Origin of the sequence: Streptomyces sp. NPDC048211, assembly GCF_043202315.1 — a bacterium.
GTDB lineage: Bacteria > Actinomycetota > Actinomycetes > Streptomycetales > Streptomycetaceae > Streptomyces.
On sequence record NZ_JBIDAD010000008.1, the window covers coordinates 170808 to 186808 of the forward strand.

12 protein-coding genes are annotated in these 16001 nt (G+C 70.4%); 4 read left to right on the forward strand and 8 right to left on the reverse strand.

Translation table 11 applies throughout. The features are described from left to right. Positions 1-237 precede the first annotated feature (237 nt). On the forward strand, positions 238-678 hold the full coding sequence (locus tag ACGFZA_RS27585; RefSeq protein ID WP_385287565.1) for a GNAT family N-acetyltransferase: 441 nt from the start codon (positions 238-240) through the stop codon (positions 676-678). Positions 679-697: 19 nt separating this feature from the next. Here ACGFZA_RS27585 and galK read toward each other — a convergent pair whose 3' ends face one another. From galK to galT, 3 genes are read right to left on the reverse strand one after another with little or no spacing between them, the layout of a single operon-like run. After that, complete coding sequence (gene galK, locus ACGFZA_RS27590) at positions 698-1885, reverse strand: galactokinase (RefSeq protein WP_385287563.1); 1188 nt, start codon at positions 1883-1885, stop codon at positions 698-700. After that, positions 1882-2862: a UDP-glucose 4-epimerase GalE gene (gene galE / locus ACGFZA_RS27595; RefSeq protein ID WP_385287561.1), complete on the reverse strand. Its 981-nt coding sequence runs from the start codon at positions 2860-2862 to the stop codon at positions 1882-1884. Before galE ends, galK begins: the two co-directional genes overlap by 4 nt. After that, the gene (gene galT / locus ACGFZA_RS27600) at positions 2859-3902 is read right to left on the reverse strand and encodes a galactose-1-phosphate uridylyltransferase (protein ID WP_385287558.1); all 1044 of its coding nucleotides are present in this window, start codon (positions 3900-3902) and stop codon (positions 2859-2861) included. The genes galE and galT overlap by 4 nt, the downstream gene beginning before the upstream one ends. Before the next feature lie 234 nt (positions 3903-4136). Between galT and ACGFZA_RS27605 the strand changes: the two genes are divergently transcribed. Next, the gene (locus ACGFZA_RS27605) at positions 4137-5807 is read left to right on the forward strand and encodes a sodium:solute symporter family protein (RefSeq protein WP_385287556.1); all 1671 of its coding nucleotides are present in this window, start codon (positions 4137-4139) and stop codon (positions 5805-5807) included. 15 nt (positions 5808-5822) lie between these two features. Next, the gene (locus ACGFZA_RS27610) at positions 5823-6119 is read left to right on the forward strand and encodes a hypothetical protein (protein WP_385287554.1); all 297 of its coding nucleotides are present in this window, start codon (positions 5823-5825) and stop codon (positions 6117-6119) included. 31 nt (positions 6120-6150) lie between these two features. On the opposite strand, the gene ACGFZA_RS27615 is transcribed toward ACGFZA_RS27610, so the two are convergent. From ACGFZA_RS27615 to ACGFZA_RS27635, 5 genes are all read right to left on the reverse strand, one after another. Beyond that, a complete protein-coding gene (locus ACGFZA_RS27615; protein ID WP_385278852.1) occupies positions 6151-6846 on the reverse strand; it encodes a LuxR C-terminal-related transcriptional regulator in 696 nt (231 codons plus the stop codon). Between the two features lie 271 nt (positions 6847-7117). Continuing rightward, complete coding sequence (locus tag ACGFZA_RS27620; RefSeq protein WP_385278854.1) at positions 7118-9064, reverse strand: PQQ-binding-like beta-propeller repeat protein; 1947 nt, start codon at positions 9062-9064, stop codon at positions 7118-7120. A gap of 113 nt (positions 9065-9177) precedes the next feature. Then, entirely contained in the window at positions 9178-11043 is a 1866-nt protein-coding gene (locus tag ACGFZA_RS27625; protein ID WP_393682574.1) for a PQQ-binding-like beta-propeller repeat protein, read from the reverse strand. Positions 11044-11305: 262 nt separating this feature from the next. Next, entirely contained in the window at positions 11306-13102 is a 1797-nt protein-coding gene (locus tag ACGFZA_RS27630) for a PQQ-binding-like beta-propeller repeat protein (RefSeq protein ID WP_393682576.1), read from the reverse strand. A gap of 178 nt (positions 13103-13280) precedes the next feature. Next, entirely contained in the window at positions 13281-15098 is a 1818-nt protein-coding gene (locus ACGFZA_RS27635) for an ABC-F family ATP-binding cassette domain-containing protein (protein ID WP_385278860.1), read from the reverse strand. A 192-nt stretch (positions 15099-15290) separates the two neighbouring features. Here ACGFZA_RS27635 and ACGFZA_RS27640 point away from each other — a divergent pair, with 192 nt between their 5' ends. After that, positions 15291-15935, forward strand: coding sequence for a lipoprotein (locus tag ACGFZA_RS27640; RefSeq protein ID WP_393682579.1), 645 nt, complete (start codon positions 15291-15293; stop codon positions 15933-15935). The last annotated feature ends 66 nt before the right edge of the window (positions 15936-16001 follow it).

Consider the following 16001-nt stretch of genomic DNA (forward strand, 5'->3'; position numbering starts at 1 on the left):
GACCCCCGGCAGGGAGGGACCGGCACGGGTGCGACGCCCGGAGCGGGGAGTTGAACCGCAGTCCACGGCCGCCGCCGTGTGTCGACTGCCCCTCCGCCCGGGCGTCGCACCCGGCTGTCTCGTACCCCTGAATCAGCACCGGCCCCCGCCGGTGCTGTGCATCAGGGTACGGGCGGCGGCCGGGAGCGGAAGCCGATTCACAGAACTGGCGGCCGGTCCGGTCCTAGGCTGTGGTTCATGTTCCGTCTTGAGACAGAAGTGGACAAAGAACGACGTCAGCTGCTGAACAGGCGGCTGCGTGACGACAACACGGCCCGCTCACCGCGGATCCGCGCCCTGCGCGATACGCCCGCCGCACTCGAAGTCCCGCTGGAGGTGTGGGCGCTGGACGCCGAGGGGCGGGTCGCCGCGGGGCTGACCGGCCGCACCTGGGCGTACTGGCTCCATGTGGATCTGCTGTGGGTCGACGTCCGCCACCGCGGTTCCGGCCTCGGCTCGCGACTGCTCGCCGAGGCGGAACGGGTGGCCCGGACGGACCGGTCCTGCGCCCGCTCCCGGGTGGAGACCTGGGACTTCCAGGCCCCGGACTTCTACCGGAAGCGGGGTTACGAGGTGAGCGGGCGGGTCGAGAACTACCCGCCCGGAGTCACCGAGTTCACGCTCACCAAGGAACTCTGACGAACGGCTCGCGCCCGGCTCAGGCGAGCCGGCGGGCCCCCGCCGAAGGCACCGCGGGGAAGACGCCCGGGGCCGCGTAGCCCGCGGCGGCGAACGCCTCCTGCACGGACTTGGCGACCGTGTCCGCCTGCGACTCCTCCACGAGCACGATCGCCGAGCCGCCGAAGCCGCCACCGGTCATCCGCGCGCCGAGCGCGCCGGCCGCGTTCGCCGTCTCGACGACCAGGTCCAGCTCCACGCAGGAGACCCGCAGATCGTCGCGGAGCGAGACATGCCCGGCGGTGAGAACCGGACCCGCCGCGCGCACCTCGCCGGAGTCGAGCAGCGCGATGACCTGCTCGACGCGCTGGTTGTCGCCGACCACATGGCGTACGTAGCGCACGACGGACTCGTCCGCACCGGCCGCGGCCAGGGTGTCGAGCGCGGTGCCCAGCTCCCCGTACGGAAGCTCGCGCAGGGTACGGATGCCGAGGAGGCGGGCGCCCTCCTCGCAGCCGGCCCGCCGCTCCGCGTAGGCGCCGTCACCCAGCGCGTGCTTGACGCGGGTGTCGACGACCAGGAGCCGCAGGCCCTGGGCGGCCAGGTCGAAGGGGACCTGGCGCTGGGTGAGGTCTCGGGTGTCCAGGTGCAGCGCGTGGCCCTCGGTGCAGCAGGCCGACGCCATCTGGTCCATGACGCCGCAGGGGACGCCGACGAACGCGTTCTCGGCGCGCTGGGCGAGGACCGCGAGCTCGGCGAGGGTGAGTCCGAGACCGAAGAGGTCGTTCAGGGCCAGGCCCGTCACCACTTCGAGCGCGGCGGACGAGGAGAGCCCGGCGCCGGTGGGGACGGTGGAGGACAGCTGGATGTCGGCACCGGTGATCTCGTGACCGGCCTCACGCAGGGCCCAGACGACCCCGGCGGGGTAGGCGGCCCAGCCGTGGCCGTCCTTCGGGGTCAGCGCGTCGACGCGGAGCTGGACGACGCCGCCCGGCACATCCGTGGAGTGCAGCCGCAGCTCGCCGTCGGTGCGGCGGGCGACGGCGGCCCGTGCGGTGTGCGGCAGCGCGAGCGGCATCACGAAGCCGTCGTTGAAGTCGGTGTACTCGCCGATCAGGTTGACCCGGCCGGGGGCGGCCCAGACCCCCTCGGGCGCGCTCCCGTACAGCTCGGTGAACGAGGCGGTGAGATCGGTGAAGGAGGTGGTCGGCTCAGCGTTGTCGGTCATGGTGCGGTGGGCTCCTCTCGGCGGGCGAACGTCCAGGCGTCGGAGACGATTCCGGCCAGGTCGGCGCGGGACGGCTGCCAGCCGAGGCGCTCCCTGGCGGTGGCGGCGGAGGCGACGAGGACGGCCGGGTCGCCGGCGCGGCGCGGGGCCGCGGTCTCGGGGACGGGGTGGCCGGTGACCTCGCGGACGGTCTCGATGACCTCGCGGACCGAGAAGCCGTTGCCGTTACCGAGGTTGCAGATCAGGTGCTCGCCCTCGGTGGCGGCGTCGAGGGCCAGCAGGTGGGCCTCGGCGAGGTCGGCGACGTGGATGTAGTCGCGGACGCAGGTGCCGTCGGGGGTGGGGTAGTCGTCGCCGTAGACGGAGATCGACGCGCGCTGCCCGAGCGCGACCTGGAGGACCAGCGGGATGAGGTGGGACTCGGGGCTGTGCCGCTCGCCGCAGCTGCCGTACGCCCCCGCCACGTTGAAGTAGCGCAGCGAGACCGCGGCCAGCCCGTGGGCGGCCGCCTCACCGGTGATCATGTGGTCGACGGCGAGCTTGGTGGCGCCGTACGGGCTGGTCGGGGCGGTGGGGGCGGCCTCGGTGATGGGGCTGGAGACCGGCTCGCCGTAGGTGGCGGCGGTGGAGGAGAAGACCAGGGTGCGCACCCCGGCGTCGCGCATCGCGGCGAGCAGGGCGGTGGAGCCGCCCACGTTGTTGACCCAGTACTTCTCCGGGTCGGCCACGGACTCGCCGACCTGGGAGTACGCGGCGAAGTGCAGCACCCCGTCGTAGGAGGAGTCCAGGTACTTCGCGGCGTCCTGGATGCGGCCCTCGACGAACTCTGCGCCGGCCGGGACGCCCTCGCGGAAACCGGTGGAGAGGTCGTCGAGGACGGTGACGGCGTGCCCCGCCTCCAGCAGGTGCTGGGCGACCACGCTGCCCACGTATCCCGCGCCGCCGGTCACCAGGTACTTCTTCGGGGACTTGCTCACTCGCTCGCTACCTCTCGCAGTCGCTGGGCCGCGGTCTCCGGCGGCACGTCGTTGATGAACACGTTCATGCCGGATTCGGAACCCGCGAGGAACTTCAGCTTGCCGGAGGTGCGTCGGATGGTGAAAAGCTCCAGATGGAGCGCGAAGTCATCCCGTCCCCCGACTCCGAACGGCGCCTGGTGCCAGGCGGAGATGTACGGGGTCGGCGGCTCGCCGGGGCCGAAGATCCGGTCGAATCGCCTCAAGAGTTCCAGATAGACCTGTGGGAATTCCGTGCGTGCGGCCTCGTCGAGCTCCCGCAGGTCGGGAACGCGGTGGCGGGGGTAGAGATGGACCTCGTACGGCCAGTGCGCCGCGTACGGGACGAAGGCCACCCAGTGCTCGGCGGCGAGGACGATCCGGGAGCCGTCCGCCTCCTCGCGGGCCAGCACGTCGTCGAAGAGGTTGCCGCCGGTCTCCGCGTGGTGGGCGGCCGCGGAGCGGAGCATCAGCTGGGTGCGCGGGGTGACGAAGGGGTAGCCGTAGATCTGGCCGTGCGGGTGGCCGAGCGTGACGCCGATCTCGGCGCCCCGGTTCTCGAAGCAGAACACCTGAGTGACCTGCGGGAGCTCGGCGAGCTCCGCGGTGCGGTCGGTCCACGCCTCCAGGACGAGTGCGGCCTGCTCCTCGGTGAGGTCGGCGAAGGACGCGTCGTGGTCGGAGGTGAAGCAGACGACCTCGCAGCGGCCGGAGTCGCCGGCGAGCGAGGGGAAGCGGTTCTCGAAGACGGCGACGTCGTAGTCCGGCTCCGGGATCTCGCTCCGCCGGCCCTCCCGAGAGGGGCAGAGCGGGCACTCGTCGGCCGGGGGGTGGTAGATGCGGCCCTGGCGGTGCGAGGCGATGGCGACGCTGTCGCCGAGCAGCGGGTCGCGGCGGACCTCGGACGAGGTCGAGACGGGGTCGAGCGGACGCCGGTCCACGGCGTCGCGGACGACGTCGTCACGGCTGTCGTAGTAGATCAGCTCCCGGCCGTCGGCGAGCGTCGTAACCGTCTTCTTCACCAGACTCCTCCCAAACAGAACCGCACACAATGAACCACAAATCAACAGACTCGTCAATGAGTCCACGCGCGCGGCGTGAGAGGGATCTCCGGGGCGGCATCGCGGTTAAGGCCCCTGTTTTCGGCAATACGATCACAATCCAACAAAGAACCTCATGGGAAGTGTTCATTTTTTGAACACAAGAGCGTAGTTTCCTTCGGGTTCAGTTCGCGCAACGAAGCGAGATACCCCCACATGCAATATCTGGCTGCAGGGCTCCGGCTCCCCACGAACGGGCTCGACTACACGATCCTGGCGATCTACTTCGCCGTCGTCCTCGGCATCGGCTTCGCCGCCCGGGCGAGCGTGAAGACGAGCCTCGACTTCTTCCTGTCCGGACGGTCACTGCCCGCATGGGTGACCGGTCTGGCCTTCGTCGCGGCGAATCTCGGCGCCACGGAGATCCTCGGCATGGCCGCGACCGGCGCGCAGTACGGCGTCGCGGTCGTCCACTGGTACTGGATCGGCGCCATCCCGGCGATGGTCTTCCTGGGCCTCGTGATGATGCCCTTCTACTACCGCTCGAAGGTGCGCTCCGTACCGGAGTTCCTGCTGCACCGCTTCGACAAGTCGGCGCATCTGCTCAGTTCCATACTCTTCGCGTTCTCGGCGGTACTGATCGCGGGCGTCAACCTGTACGCCCTGTCGATCGTCGTGGAGGCGCTCCTCGGCTGGCCGCAGTGGGTCGCGATCGTGGTCGCGGGCCTCTTCGTCCTCATCTACATCACCATCGGCGGCCTCTCCTCCGCGATCTACAACGAGGTGCTGCAGTTCTTCGTCATCCTCGCGGCCCTGATCCCGCTGACCGTGCTGGGCCTCAAGCGTGTCGGCGGCTGGGACGGCCTGAGCGACTCGCTGGAATCGAGTCACGGCGCGAACTTCATGACCGCCTGGGGCGGCACCGGCATCGGTGACGCCAACCCCCTCGGCGCCAACTGGCTGACGATCATCCTCGGCCTGGGCTTCGTGCTCTCGTTCGGCTACTGGACGACGAACTTCGCCGAGGTCCAGCGCGCCCTGTCCGCGAAGAACCTCTCGGCCGCCCAGCGCACCCCGCTGATCGCCGCGTTCCCGAAGATCTTCATCGTCTTCCTCGTGATGATCCCCGGCCTGGTCGCCGCCGTGGTCGTGCCCAACATCGGCACCGCCGGCTCGGACACGACCTACAACGACGCCATCCCGCTCCTGATGCGGGAGCTGCTGCCCAACGGTGTACTCGGCATCGCGGTGACCGGTCTGCTCGCCGCCTTCATGGCCGGCATGGCCGCCAACGTCTCCTCGTTCAACACGGTGTTCACCACGGACATCTGGGCGCGGTACGTGAAGAAGGACCAGCCGGACGCGTACTACCTGGGCTTCGGCCGCAAGATCACGGTGCTCGGGGTGCTGGCCTCCATCGGCACGGCGTTCATCGCCTCCAGCTTCTCCAACATCATGAGCTACCTCCAGACGCTGTTCTCCTTCTTCAACGTCCCGCTGTTCGTGGTCTTCATCATCGGCATGTTCTGGAAGCGCGCCTCGATGAAGTCGGGCGTCTGGGGCCTGCTGGCGGGCACCACCGCCGCGATGGTCAACTACTTCGTGATCTACAAGCAGGGTGTCATCGACATCCCGACCGACCAGGGCGCCAACTTCGTCTCCGCGATCGTCGGTTTCGTCGCCGGTGCGGTCGTCATGGTCGCGGTCACGCTGTTCACGGCTCCCAAGCCCGAGGCCGAACTGGCCGGCCTGGTGTACGGAACCGAGTCCCCGGACGCCGACGAGCTGCCCGAGGAGGGCGACGACGCCTGGTACCGCAGGCCCGCGCTGCTGGGCTGGGGCGCGATCGTGCTCGCCGCCCTGTGCTACGTCCCCTACTCGTTCTGATCGGAGTCACCCACCATGTCCGACCTGCACAAGGAAGTCTCCGAGCTGGAGCGGAAGTCCGCCACGGCGGCCCGGCTGTTCGACATCCGGACGATCATCGGCGGTCTCTTCGTGGTCTACGGAGTCATCGTCACCATCGCCGGGATCAACCCGTCCGACGCCGACCTGAAGAAGGCCGAGGGCGTCCACATCAACCTGTGGACCGGTCTCGCCATGCTGGCCCTCGGGCTGTTCTTCCTGGTCTGGCTGAAGCTGCGCCCGGCCCAGCCGCCGGCGGTCGCGCCCGACACCACGGACGCGCCCGGCAACTGACGCACCCTCACACCGCAGGGGCCGGACACCGTCAGCCGACGGTGTCCGGCCCCTGCGGCGTCCCCAGCGCGGCCCGGTCCAGCAGGCCGGTACGGGCGGCGAGCGCCGCCGCCTCCAGCCGGGAGCCGACACCCAGCTTCATCAGCACGCGCTGCACATGCGTACGGGCGGTGCTCGGCGCGATCCGCATCCCGACCGCGATCAGCCGGGTGTCCTCGCCCTCGGCGACCCGGACCAGGACCTCGACCTCGCGCGGAGTGAGCATCTGCAGCAGCCGCCGGCCCTCGTCGTCCGGCTGCGCCGCCGGGTTGAGCAGTTCGGCGAAGGCGCCCTGGAGCAGCTGCGGCGCGATCGCCGCCTCGCCCGCCCGCGCCTTGGCGATCGCCCGCTCGACGCCCTCGATGCGTTCGTCGTGCCGGACGTACCCCGCCGCGCCTGCCGCGAAGGCGGCCGCGATACCGCGCGGACTGGGCACCGGGCCCAGGACCACCACGGCGGTCTGCGGGCGCTCGCGCCTGATCCTGACGACCGGGTCGAAGGTGCCCGGTTCGGCGGGTGCCGCCGTGCCGAACAGGCAGATCTCCGGCGCCCTGCTGACGACCAGTTCCGCCGCCCCCGAGGTGGGAGCGGCGGCGGCCAGCACCCGGTGCCCCCGCAGTTTCAGCGCCGAGGCGAGCGCCTCGGCCACCAGTCGGTGGTCATCGATCACCATGAGCCGCACGCCCATCGAGCAACCCCCCCTCGTACCGGCAGGCCCCCCGGCCCTCTCCAGACCCGGCAAGTTACACGCTTGTTCGAGGCGGCGGGCGTCTTAGCCGGCAGAAGGATCGAGATAGCCCGCTTCGGGTGCTTTCACGACGAGTTGATGACTCATCATGGCTGGATTCCGGCGGTTGTCACCCGCATGGCGACCATGAGTGGCCTGAATCGTTCCGGGTGCGGACATGCGTGTGGGGGTGGAGCCGGCCCGGCTCCACCCCCACCTGTGCGCCGGGCGGTCAGCTCGTGCTGAACGAGACGACCAGGTACTCCTTGTCGTCCAGCGAGCTCTCCCGCGGCTTGCTGACCATCGTCTCCGAGATGTACAGCCTGCCGCTGCCGTAGAGATACTCGGCGTAGTCGGAGGAGAAGCTGGTCTCCGCGTCCCGGACGGACTCGTCGCCCGGGTTGTCCATCAGCAGGGTCTGCTTGAAGGTGCCGCCGTCGATGGAGACGATCTGGCCGCCCTTGTCGTACGGGGGCTCCTTGTACGCGATGATGTTGCCGCCGTCCATGCGGACCGGGAACATCGTGTAGCGCTCGCCCGCGTCGGCCCGGTCACTGGTCGGCTTGCCGGTGGTCAGGTCGAACGAGACGATCTCGTTGGTGTTGCCGTACTCGCCGGTCCCCTCGTGCTCCTCGGTGGGCACGTAGATGCGGTTGTTGCCGACGGCGAGGTGCTGGCAGCTCTCGACCTTGGTGGAGCGGCAGCTCGCCGCGTACTTCTCGCCGTCCGCGGCGATCCTGGTGAGCAGCTTGCCGCTGGAGGCGTCGATCGAGAAGAAGTCCGAGATGCCGCTGCCGTCGCCCGCGGTGTCGCCGACGTCGGCGGCGACGACCAGCGGCTTGGTGGAGACGATGCTGGCGTACTCGACGCCGGGCGGCATCTTGTACGACGAGAGCGGGGCGCCCGTCGTCGGGTTCAGGGCCTGGATGACCAGCTGCGGGTCGTCGTACGTCCCGCACTTGCGGACCACGGCCAGCGCCTCGCCGCCGCCGTACCCCTTGTCGTAGCAGCCGTCCGTGGAGACCTTCGGCTTCCAGCGCTCGGCGCCGGTGTTCAGGTCGAAGGCCGCACCGCCCTCGGTGCCGCCGGCGGCGACCGTGGTGCCGCTGAGGGTGATCTCGTCGAACCGGACCGGGCGGTCACCGCCGGTGGACGCGGTCACCGACTTGTTCCACATGAGCTTGCCGGTGTTCAGGTCGAGGGCGCCCACCTGGTTGCAGGTGGGGTACTTGTTCGACGCGGTCCGCTTGCCCTCCTCGAAGGCGACGGCCGTCTTGAAGTCCTTGCTCATGTGCGGGGATGCGGCGCACAGCTGGCCGTCCAGCGGGATCGACCAGAGCTTGGTGCCCTTGGCCAGGTCGTAGCCGACGACCTCGTTGACGCCCGTCTTCACGTACGCCTTGTCGGTCAGCCAGGAACCGGCGACCGTGGTGACATCGGTGACCTTGGGCTGCGGAAGCTGGAAGCCGACCTGGGCCTTGGTGTTGGCCGGGGCCTTCTCCTTGCCCCCGCCGCCGAGGGTGCTGCCCGAACCGCCCTTGTTCTCGCCGGTGGTGCCGGCGGAGGTGGACGCCTCGTCCTTCTTCTTGCCCTCGTCGTCGCCGCCGCTCGAAGCGAACCAGACACCGCCGCCGATGATCAGCGCCACGGCGACCACCGCGGCGACGATGATCTGGGACTGGGTGGAGAACTTCTTCGGTCCGTTGCCGCCGGGCTGCTGCGGCTGCTGCATCGGGGCCGTCGGGTAGCCGTAGCCCTGCTGCTGCGTCGGCTGGCCGGGCGGGAATCCGTACCCCTGCTGCGGAGCCTGGCCGGGCGGGAACCCGTAACCGGACGGCTGCGTCGGCTGCCCCTGCGGGTAGCCGTAACCGGGCTGCTGCTGCGGCGGGCCCTGCGGGTAGCCGTAACCGGGCTGCTGCTGGGGCGGGCCCGCGGGAGGCGGGGTGCCGTAGCCGCCCTGGGCCGGGGGCGGCGGGGTGCCGTAGCCGCCGCCCTGGGCCGGGGGCGGCGGGGTGGCCGGCTGCTTGCCGAACGGGTCGGCGGGCGGCGGCGTCGGGGCGCCGAAACCACCGGGCGGCGGGTCCTGCGGGGCGCCGAAACCACCGGGTGGGGGGTCCTGCGGCGCGCCGAACCCGCCCTGGGACGGGTCGTTGGGCGGCGGCTGGGGCGGCTGCGTCATGGCGTTGCGTACCTCTGGAGAAGGGGAGTCGGGCGGTGGGTCCGGAGCCGGTCGCGGGCGGGTCTGCCGCCGCCCGCGACCGGTGGTGTTCCTGCGGGTGCCGTGGGGAGCGGTTACTTGCCGAAGGCCATCATGGTCTTCGTCTCCAGCTCTTCCTCGTCGTTGGTCGCGCTGACCCGGCCGCTGGCGATGAACGAGCGGCCGCCCGCGTAGAGCACCTTCTCGTCGTAGAACGAGCTCTCGACCTGAGCCATCGAGGCCGGGTGCTGGAGCACCATCTTCGGGCTGCCGCCGGAGGGTGCCAGGGTGGCGATCCCGCCGCCCTTGTTGTACCCGGCGTCCACGTAGAGGATCAGGTTGCCGCCCTCCATTCCCAGCGGCTTCATGGTCTGCTCGGCCGGGGCCTTCGCCTTCCACTTCGTCTTGCCGGTGTTCAGGTTGAAGGCGACGACCTGGTTGGTGCGGGCGGAACCGCTGGTGTCGTCCTGCGTCCGCATGTAGAGCGTGTTGGCGTCGGCCGTGACACCGTCGCAGCCGTCGACGGGCTTGCCGAAGATGGCGAAGGCGTTGCCGCAGGCCATCGGGAACTTGTCACCCTTGTCGCTGATGATCTGGGAGCGCAGCGAGCCGTTCTCCTTGAGCGCGAGGATGCTCCACTTCTTGTCCTTGCTGCTGTCGCCCTTGGTCAGCGACACGATGAGCGGGCTCACCGAGTAGATGTTGTCGACCTCCCAGCCGCGGGCCGGCTTGTAGGTCCACTTCGGCTTGCCGGTGGTCGGGTCGACCTGCTCGATCTCGTGCTGCGGGTTGTCGACGTCGCTGGTACGGCAGTTGGTGGCGGCGATCAGCTTGGCACCGCCCGCGAAGGCGAACGGCTGGCAGATCCCGTCGCGCTTGCCGAACAGTTCCTTGCCGTCGCTGACCCGGTAGGCGTTGGAGCCGCCGGTGCGGCCGACCGTCACGGTGTTGCCGCTGATGGCGAGGGAGAGGTCCGACATCATGTCGAAGAGTCCGCTCTTCTTGACCTCCTTCTTCCACCCCGCCTTCCCCGTGTTGAGGTCGATCAGCTGGAGGGCGGAGCAGTCGGCCTTGTCGGTCGTGCCGTTCTTCACCGCGATGACGATCTTGCCGTCCGTGGTGGTCTGGTGCGGGGCGGAGCAGATGTCGGCGGGGAGCTTCAGCTTCCACTTCTGCTTGCCGTCCGCCACCGAGTAGCCGGAGACCGTGCGGTACATGCCCTTGACGACGGTGTCGCCGACGATCCACGGGCCGTATACGTCCGCGCCGTTGCGCGGCAGGTCCACGTCGTTCTTCTGGAGCCAGAGGACCTTCGCCTCGCCGGGCTTGCGCCCGCCGTTCAGGTCGTCGCTGCCCTCACGGCCGGTGCCGTTGCCGTCACCCTCGTCGACGGTGGGCGACGCGGTCGGCGTCCGGACCTCGCCGCTCTTCTTCGCGACGGGCTTCTTGTCGTCGTCGCCCCCGCTCGACAGCAGGTAGACACCGCCGCCGATGACCAGCAGCGCGGCGACCGCGGCTCCGATGATCGCCGCGGGCTTGCCCTTGAACGGGCCACCGCCACCGGGCGGCGCGGGGACCGGCGCCCCCGGGTACTGCTGCTGCGGATAGCCGTAACCGGGCTGCTGCGGCTGGCCGTAGGGGCCGGGCTGCTGGGCGTACGGACCCGGCTGCTGCTGCCCGTAGGGGCCGGGCTGCTGGGGCTGGCCGTAGGGGCCCGGCTGCTGGGCGTACGGACCCGGCTGCTGGGGCCGGCCGTACGGACCCGGCTGCTGCGGCTGTCCCGGTGCCTGGCCCGGCTGCTGGGGGTAGCCGTATCCCGGCTGGGCGGCCGGCGCCTGGGGCGGCTGAGCGGGCGGCGGCGTCTGCGGCGGGCCCTGGGGCGGCTGCGGAACCCCCTGCGACGGCTCCTGCGGAGCGCCGAAGCCTCCCTGCGGCGGTTGCTGGCTGGGCGGCTGGGTCATCAGCGCGTCCCCCTTCATGCGGTCCGGTGCCCGGTCCGGACTCCCCCGCGATCACGCCGGAGCTCGGGGAATCAGCGAAGACCCCCTGAATTAACGGCGAAATGGAGCGAATCGGGCATGGATCCCGCAGTGTTACGACAGTCGAGCGGGGCTTCTTTGTACCACCCGGCCCGCCGCCCGCTGCGGTTCGGTCCACCCCTGTTCCCAAGGGAGAACCGGCCCGTGATACCGCCGTTATGCCTGCGAGAGCCCTGATCGGCAGTCAGTTGCCGAAGGCCGCGATGGATCGCGTCTCGATCTCCTCGTCGTCCGAACCGCTGATCCGCGAGCTCGTGAGGAAGCTGCGTCCGTCCACGTAGGAGATGTTCGGCTCGAAGAAGCCGCGCTCAAGGGCGGAGGCGGATGCCGGGTGCCGCACCACCATGTCCCATGTGCCGCCCGTGGCCGGGAGGGAGGCGATGCCGCCCCCCTTGTTCTTCGCCGCACCGAGGTACATCAGCAGCTTGCCGCCCTCCGTCCGCAGCGGGGTGAGGGGCTGCTCCTTCGGGGAGGTCACCGTCCACGTGGCCTTGCCGGTGGACAGGTCGAAGGCGGCGACCTTGTTGCCGTCACCGGCCTTGAGGTCGACGGCCTTGGTCGCCATGTAGAAGGTGTTCGCACCGGCGGCCACCCCGGTGCAGCTGTCGAGGTTGGCTCCCTGGACACGACGGTCCTTGTCGCACGAGACGGCGTACTCGCCCGGTCCGCCGGAGAGCTGGGTGCGGTAGGTGCCGTTGGCGTTGAGGACCAGGATCGCCCACTTCTTCGGCTGCGTGAGTGAGATGACGATGGGGTCGGCGGAGTAGATCTGCGCGACCTGCCAGCCCTTCTTGACCTTGTACGTCCACTGCACCTTGCCGGTGGCGGGGTCGATCCGCTGCACCTGGTGTTCCTTGTGGTCGTCCGCGGCGGTCTGGCAGCTCGCCGCGGCGATGGCCACGGGGCCGCTGGCGAATCCGAACGGCTGGCACTTGCCGGGCAGTTTGCCGAACAGCACCTTGCCGTCGCTGACCCGGAAGGCGTCGGTCCTGCTGGTGCGCCCCACGGTCACGGTGTCGCCGTTGATCGCCATCGCGAGGTCGGAGAGCCCGTCCCAGGCACCGTCGCGGGCGTACTGCTTGCGCCAGCCGGCCTTGCCCGTCGTGAGGTCCACCATCTGGAGGTTGTCGCAGAACGCGTCGTCCGACGTGCTGTCCTCGATGCCCAGGACGATCTTGCCGTCGGCGGTGGGCCGGGTGGGCGCGGCGCACGCGTCGGTGGGCAGCCGCAGCGTCCACTCGACCGTGCCGTCGGCTGCCGAATAGCCCGTGACCGTGTGGTACATGGCCGTGACGACGGTGTCGCCGGCGAACCACGGGCCGTAGAAGTCCTCGCCGCCCTCCGGGAGATCGACGCCGCTCTTCCGGAGCCAGAGGGCCTTCGCCTCCCCCGGCTTGCGCGTCGCGTTGATGGCGGCGGCCTCGGCGCGCGGGGTGACCGTACCGTCGTCGTCGGTGTCCCCCTTGCCGTCACCCTGGTCCACGGTCGGCGAGGGCGCCGGCGGCGCGGAGGTGTGTCCGCCGTGCGCCGTGCTCTTGCCGCCTCCGTCGTCGCCGGTGGCGAGCCAGATGCCGCCACCTGCGAGGAGCACCACCGCGAGCAGGCCGCCGACGATCATCCCGGTCCGGCCGCGGAACCGGCCGCCGCCCCGGGGGCCGTCGGGCCGCGGGGGCAGCGTCGGAGGGCCGTACCCCTGCTGCTGCTGCTGCGGGTGCTGCGGCTGTTGCTGGGGCGGGTAGCCGTATCCGTAGCCCTGAGCCGGCTGGTTGTACGGGCCGGGCTGACTGCCGTAGGAACCGGGCTGCCCGTACGGACCGGACCCGGTGTCGTACGGACCGGACCCGGTGTCGTACGGACCGGGCCGACCGTACGGACCGGCGGGCTGCGGCGGGGCGGCCGGAGGCGGATACGCCCCGGGCGGCGGGTCGTAAGGAGCTCCGAACCCGCCCTGCGGCGGCTGCTGTCCGGGCGGCTGGCTCATCGGCCCGTCCCCCTGTTCCGTTGTTGTTCCGTCGGTGCCTGTGGTGCTTCGCGGGTGCGGCTGCCGCGCCGGGGCAGGGCAGGGCAGGACTTCTTTCTACCACCCGCCCCACAGGCCCCAGCGGCCACACCGATCACGGCAGTTGCACAGGCCGCGCGGTCGGCGCCTCAGCGGCCGGTCAGGCCTCCTCGGCCAGTTCCAGCCAGCGCATCTCCAGCACATCGCGCTCCGCGACCAGCTCGCGCAGCTCGGCGTCGAGCTTCGCGACCTTCTCGAAGTCCGTGGCGTTGTCGGCGATCTGGGCGTGCAGCGTCGTCTCGCGGGTCGACATCTTGTCGAGCTGCCGCTCCACCTTCTGGAGTTCCTTCTTGGCCGCGCGGGCCTCCTGCGGCGAGACACCCGGTGCCGGGGCGGCGGCGGCCCGTGAAGCCGCGGCAGGTGCGGCGGGCGTGGCGGTGCCCGCCATCTGCAGCCTGCGCTCCAGGTACTCGTCGATGCCGCGCGGCAGCATCCGCAGCGACTTGTCGCCGAGGAGCGCCAGCACCTTGTCCGTGGTGCGCTCGATGAAGAACCGGTCGTGGGAGATCACGATCATCGACCCGGGCCAGCCGTCGAGGAGGTCCTCCAGCTGGGTCAGGGTCTCGATGTCCAGGTCGTTGGTGGGCTCGTCGAGGAACAGGACGTTCGGCTCGTCCATCAGCAGGCGCAGGATCTGGAGCCGGCGCCGCTCACCGCCGGAGAGGTCGCCGACCGGGGTCCACTGCTTCTCCTTCGAGAAGCCGAACTGCTCGCAGAGCTGGCCCGCGGTCATCTCCCGGCCCTTGCCGAGGTCGACCCGGTCGCGCACCTGCTGCACGGCCTCCAGCACCCGGAGGTTCGGGTTGAGCTCCGCCACCTCCTGGGAGAGGTAGGCCAGCTTCACGGTCTTGCCGACGATGATCTTCCCGTCGGCGGGCTGCGCCTCGCCCTGGGTGCGGGCCGCCTGCTCCAGTGCCCGCAGCAGCGAGGTCTTGCCCGCGCCGTTGACCCCGACCAGGCCGATCCGGTCGCCGGGGCCGAGCTGCCAGGTGAGATGGGTGAGCAGCGTCTTGGGGCCGGCCTGGACGGTCACGTCCTCCAGCTCGAAGACGGTCTTGCCGAGCCGGGCGTTGGCGAACTTCATCAGCGCGCTGGTGTCGCGGGGCGGCGGCACATCGGCGATCAGCTCGTTGGCCGCCTCGATGCGGTAGCGGGGCTTGGAGGTACGGGCGGGGGCGCCGCGCCGCAGCCAGGCCAGCTCCTTGCGCATCAGGTTCTGCCGCTTGCCCTCTTCGGTGGCGGCGATCCGCTCCCGTTCGGCACGGGCGAAGACGTAGTCGCTGTAGCCGCCCTCGTACTCGTGGACCGTGCCGCGCTGCACGTCCCACATGCGGGTGCAGACCTGGTCGAGGAACCACCGGTCGTGGGTGACGCAGACCAGTGCGGAGCGGCGGGCGCGCAGATGTCCGGCCAGCCAGGAGATGCCCTCGACGTCGAGGTGGTTGGTCGGCTCGTCGAGGACGATCAGGTCCTGTTCGGCGATGAGCAGCTTGGCCAGCGCGATCCGGCGGCGCTCGCCACCGGAGAGCGGGGCGATGACGGTGTCCAGGCCCTGCTCGAAGCCGGCCAGTTCGAGACCGCCGAACAGTCCGGTCAGCACGTCGCGGATCTTGGCGCTGCCCGCCCACTCGTGGTCGGCCAGATCGCCGATGACCTCGTGGCGGATCGTCGCCTTCGGGTCGAGCGAATCGTGCTGGGTCAGGACGCCGAGACGCAGTCCCCCGTTGTGGGTGACCCGGCCGGTGTCCGCCTCCTCCAGCTTGGCGAGCATCCGGATGAGGGTCGTCTTGCCATCTCCGTTACGGCCGACGACACCGATCCGGTCCCCCTCGGACACGCCGAGGGACACACCGTCGAGCAGCGCACGGGTGCCGTACACCTTGCTGACCTGCTCGACATTGACGAGGTTGACGGCCACAAACGCTCCAGCTCGAAGGAGAACACTGAACCTTCAGCGTAGTCGCCATGGCGCAGACCTCCGTACGAGCGCCCGCTCACCCGCGCCGGGCCGGTCGGGAAACGGCGTTCGCCCGGACACCTCGGTGCGGTACCTTGCCCGGATTGATCAAGATCCGGGCCGGTTCCGGGTCTCACCGGGGTGGGGAACTTCATGACACGACGTACGGTTCGCGGGCTCGTGCCCGTCCTGCTGGCTGCCGTCGCGCTGGCCGGCTGCTCGTCGGGGTCCGGCGGTACGGAGGCGGACACCAAGCCGGGCGGCGGAGCGGCCGCGCACGGGGCGGGTGCGAAGATCGCGGCCAAGGGCGGCACGGTCGGGGGCTCCGGTTCCGGATGCGAGCTGCCGGTCGTCTTCGACCTGGCGCAGCACTGGAAGGCGAAGGCCGTGGCGCCCGTGGAGCCGGACTCGGAGCTGGCCGGGCTCGCCCGGCAGGGACCCGTCGCGATGGTGTGCGAGATCGACGCGAAGCCGGCCGGGCACATCGGGTTCCTGCGGGTGTGGCAGGGCGAGGGCAAGGCGAGCACGGCGCGCCAGGCGCTGGAGGGCTTCGTGAAGGCCGACGAGAACGCCTCGAAGATCACGTACACGCAGACCGAGGCCGGGAAGCTGTCCGTGACCGAGGTGGCCTACACCGTCTACAGCAAGATCATGGAGGAGTCGCGCCCGGCCCGCGCCTTCGCCGTCACCACCCCGGACGGGCCGGTCGTCGTGCATCTGGGCGGTCTGGACGCGCAGGAGCACCAGGGCATGCTGCCCGCGTTCGAGCTGGCGAAGCGGAGCGTGCGGCTCGGCTGAGGCCGTACACGTATCGCCGTTGCCCTCGCCGGAGCGCTGTACGTACACTTACCTGTACGTACAGCA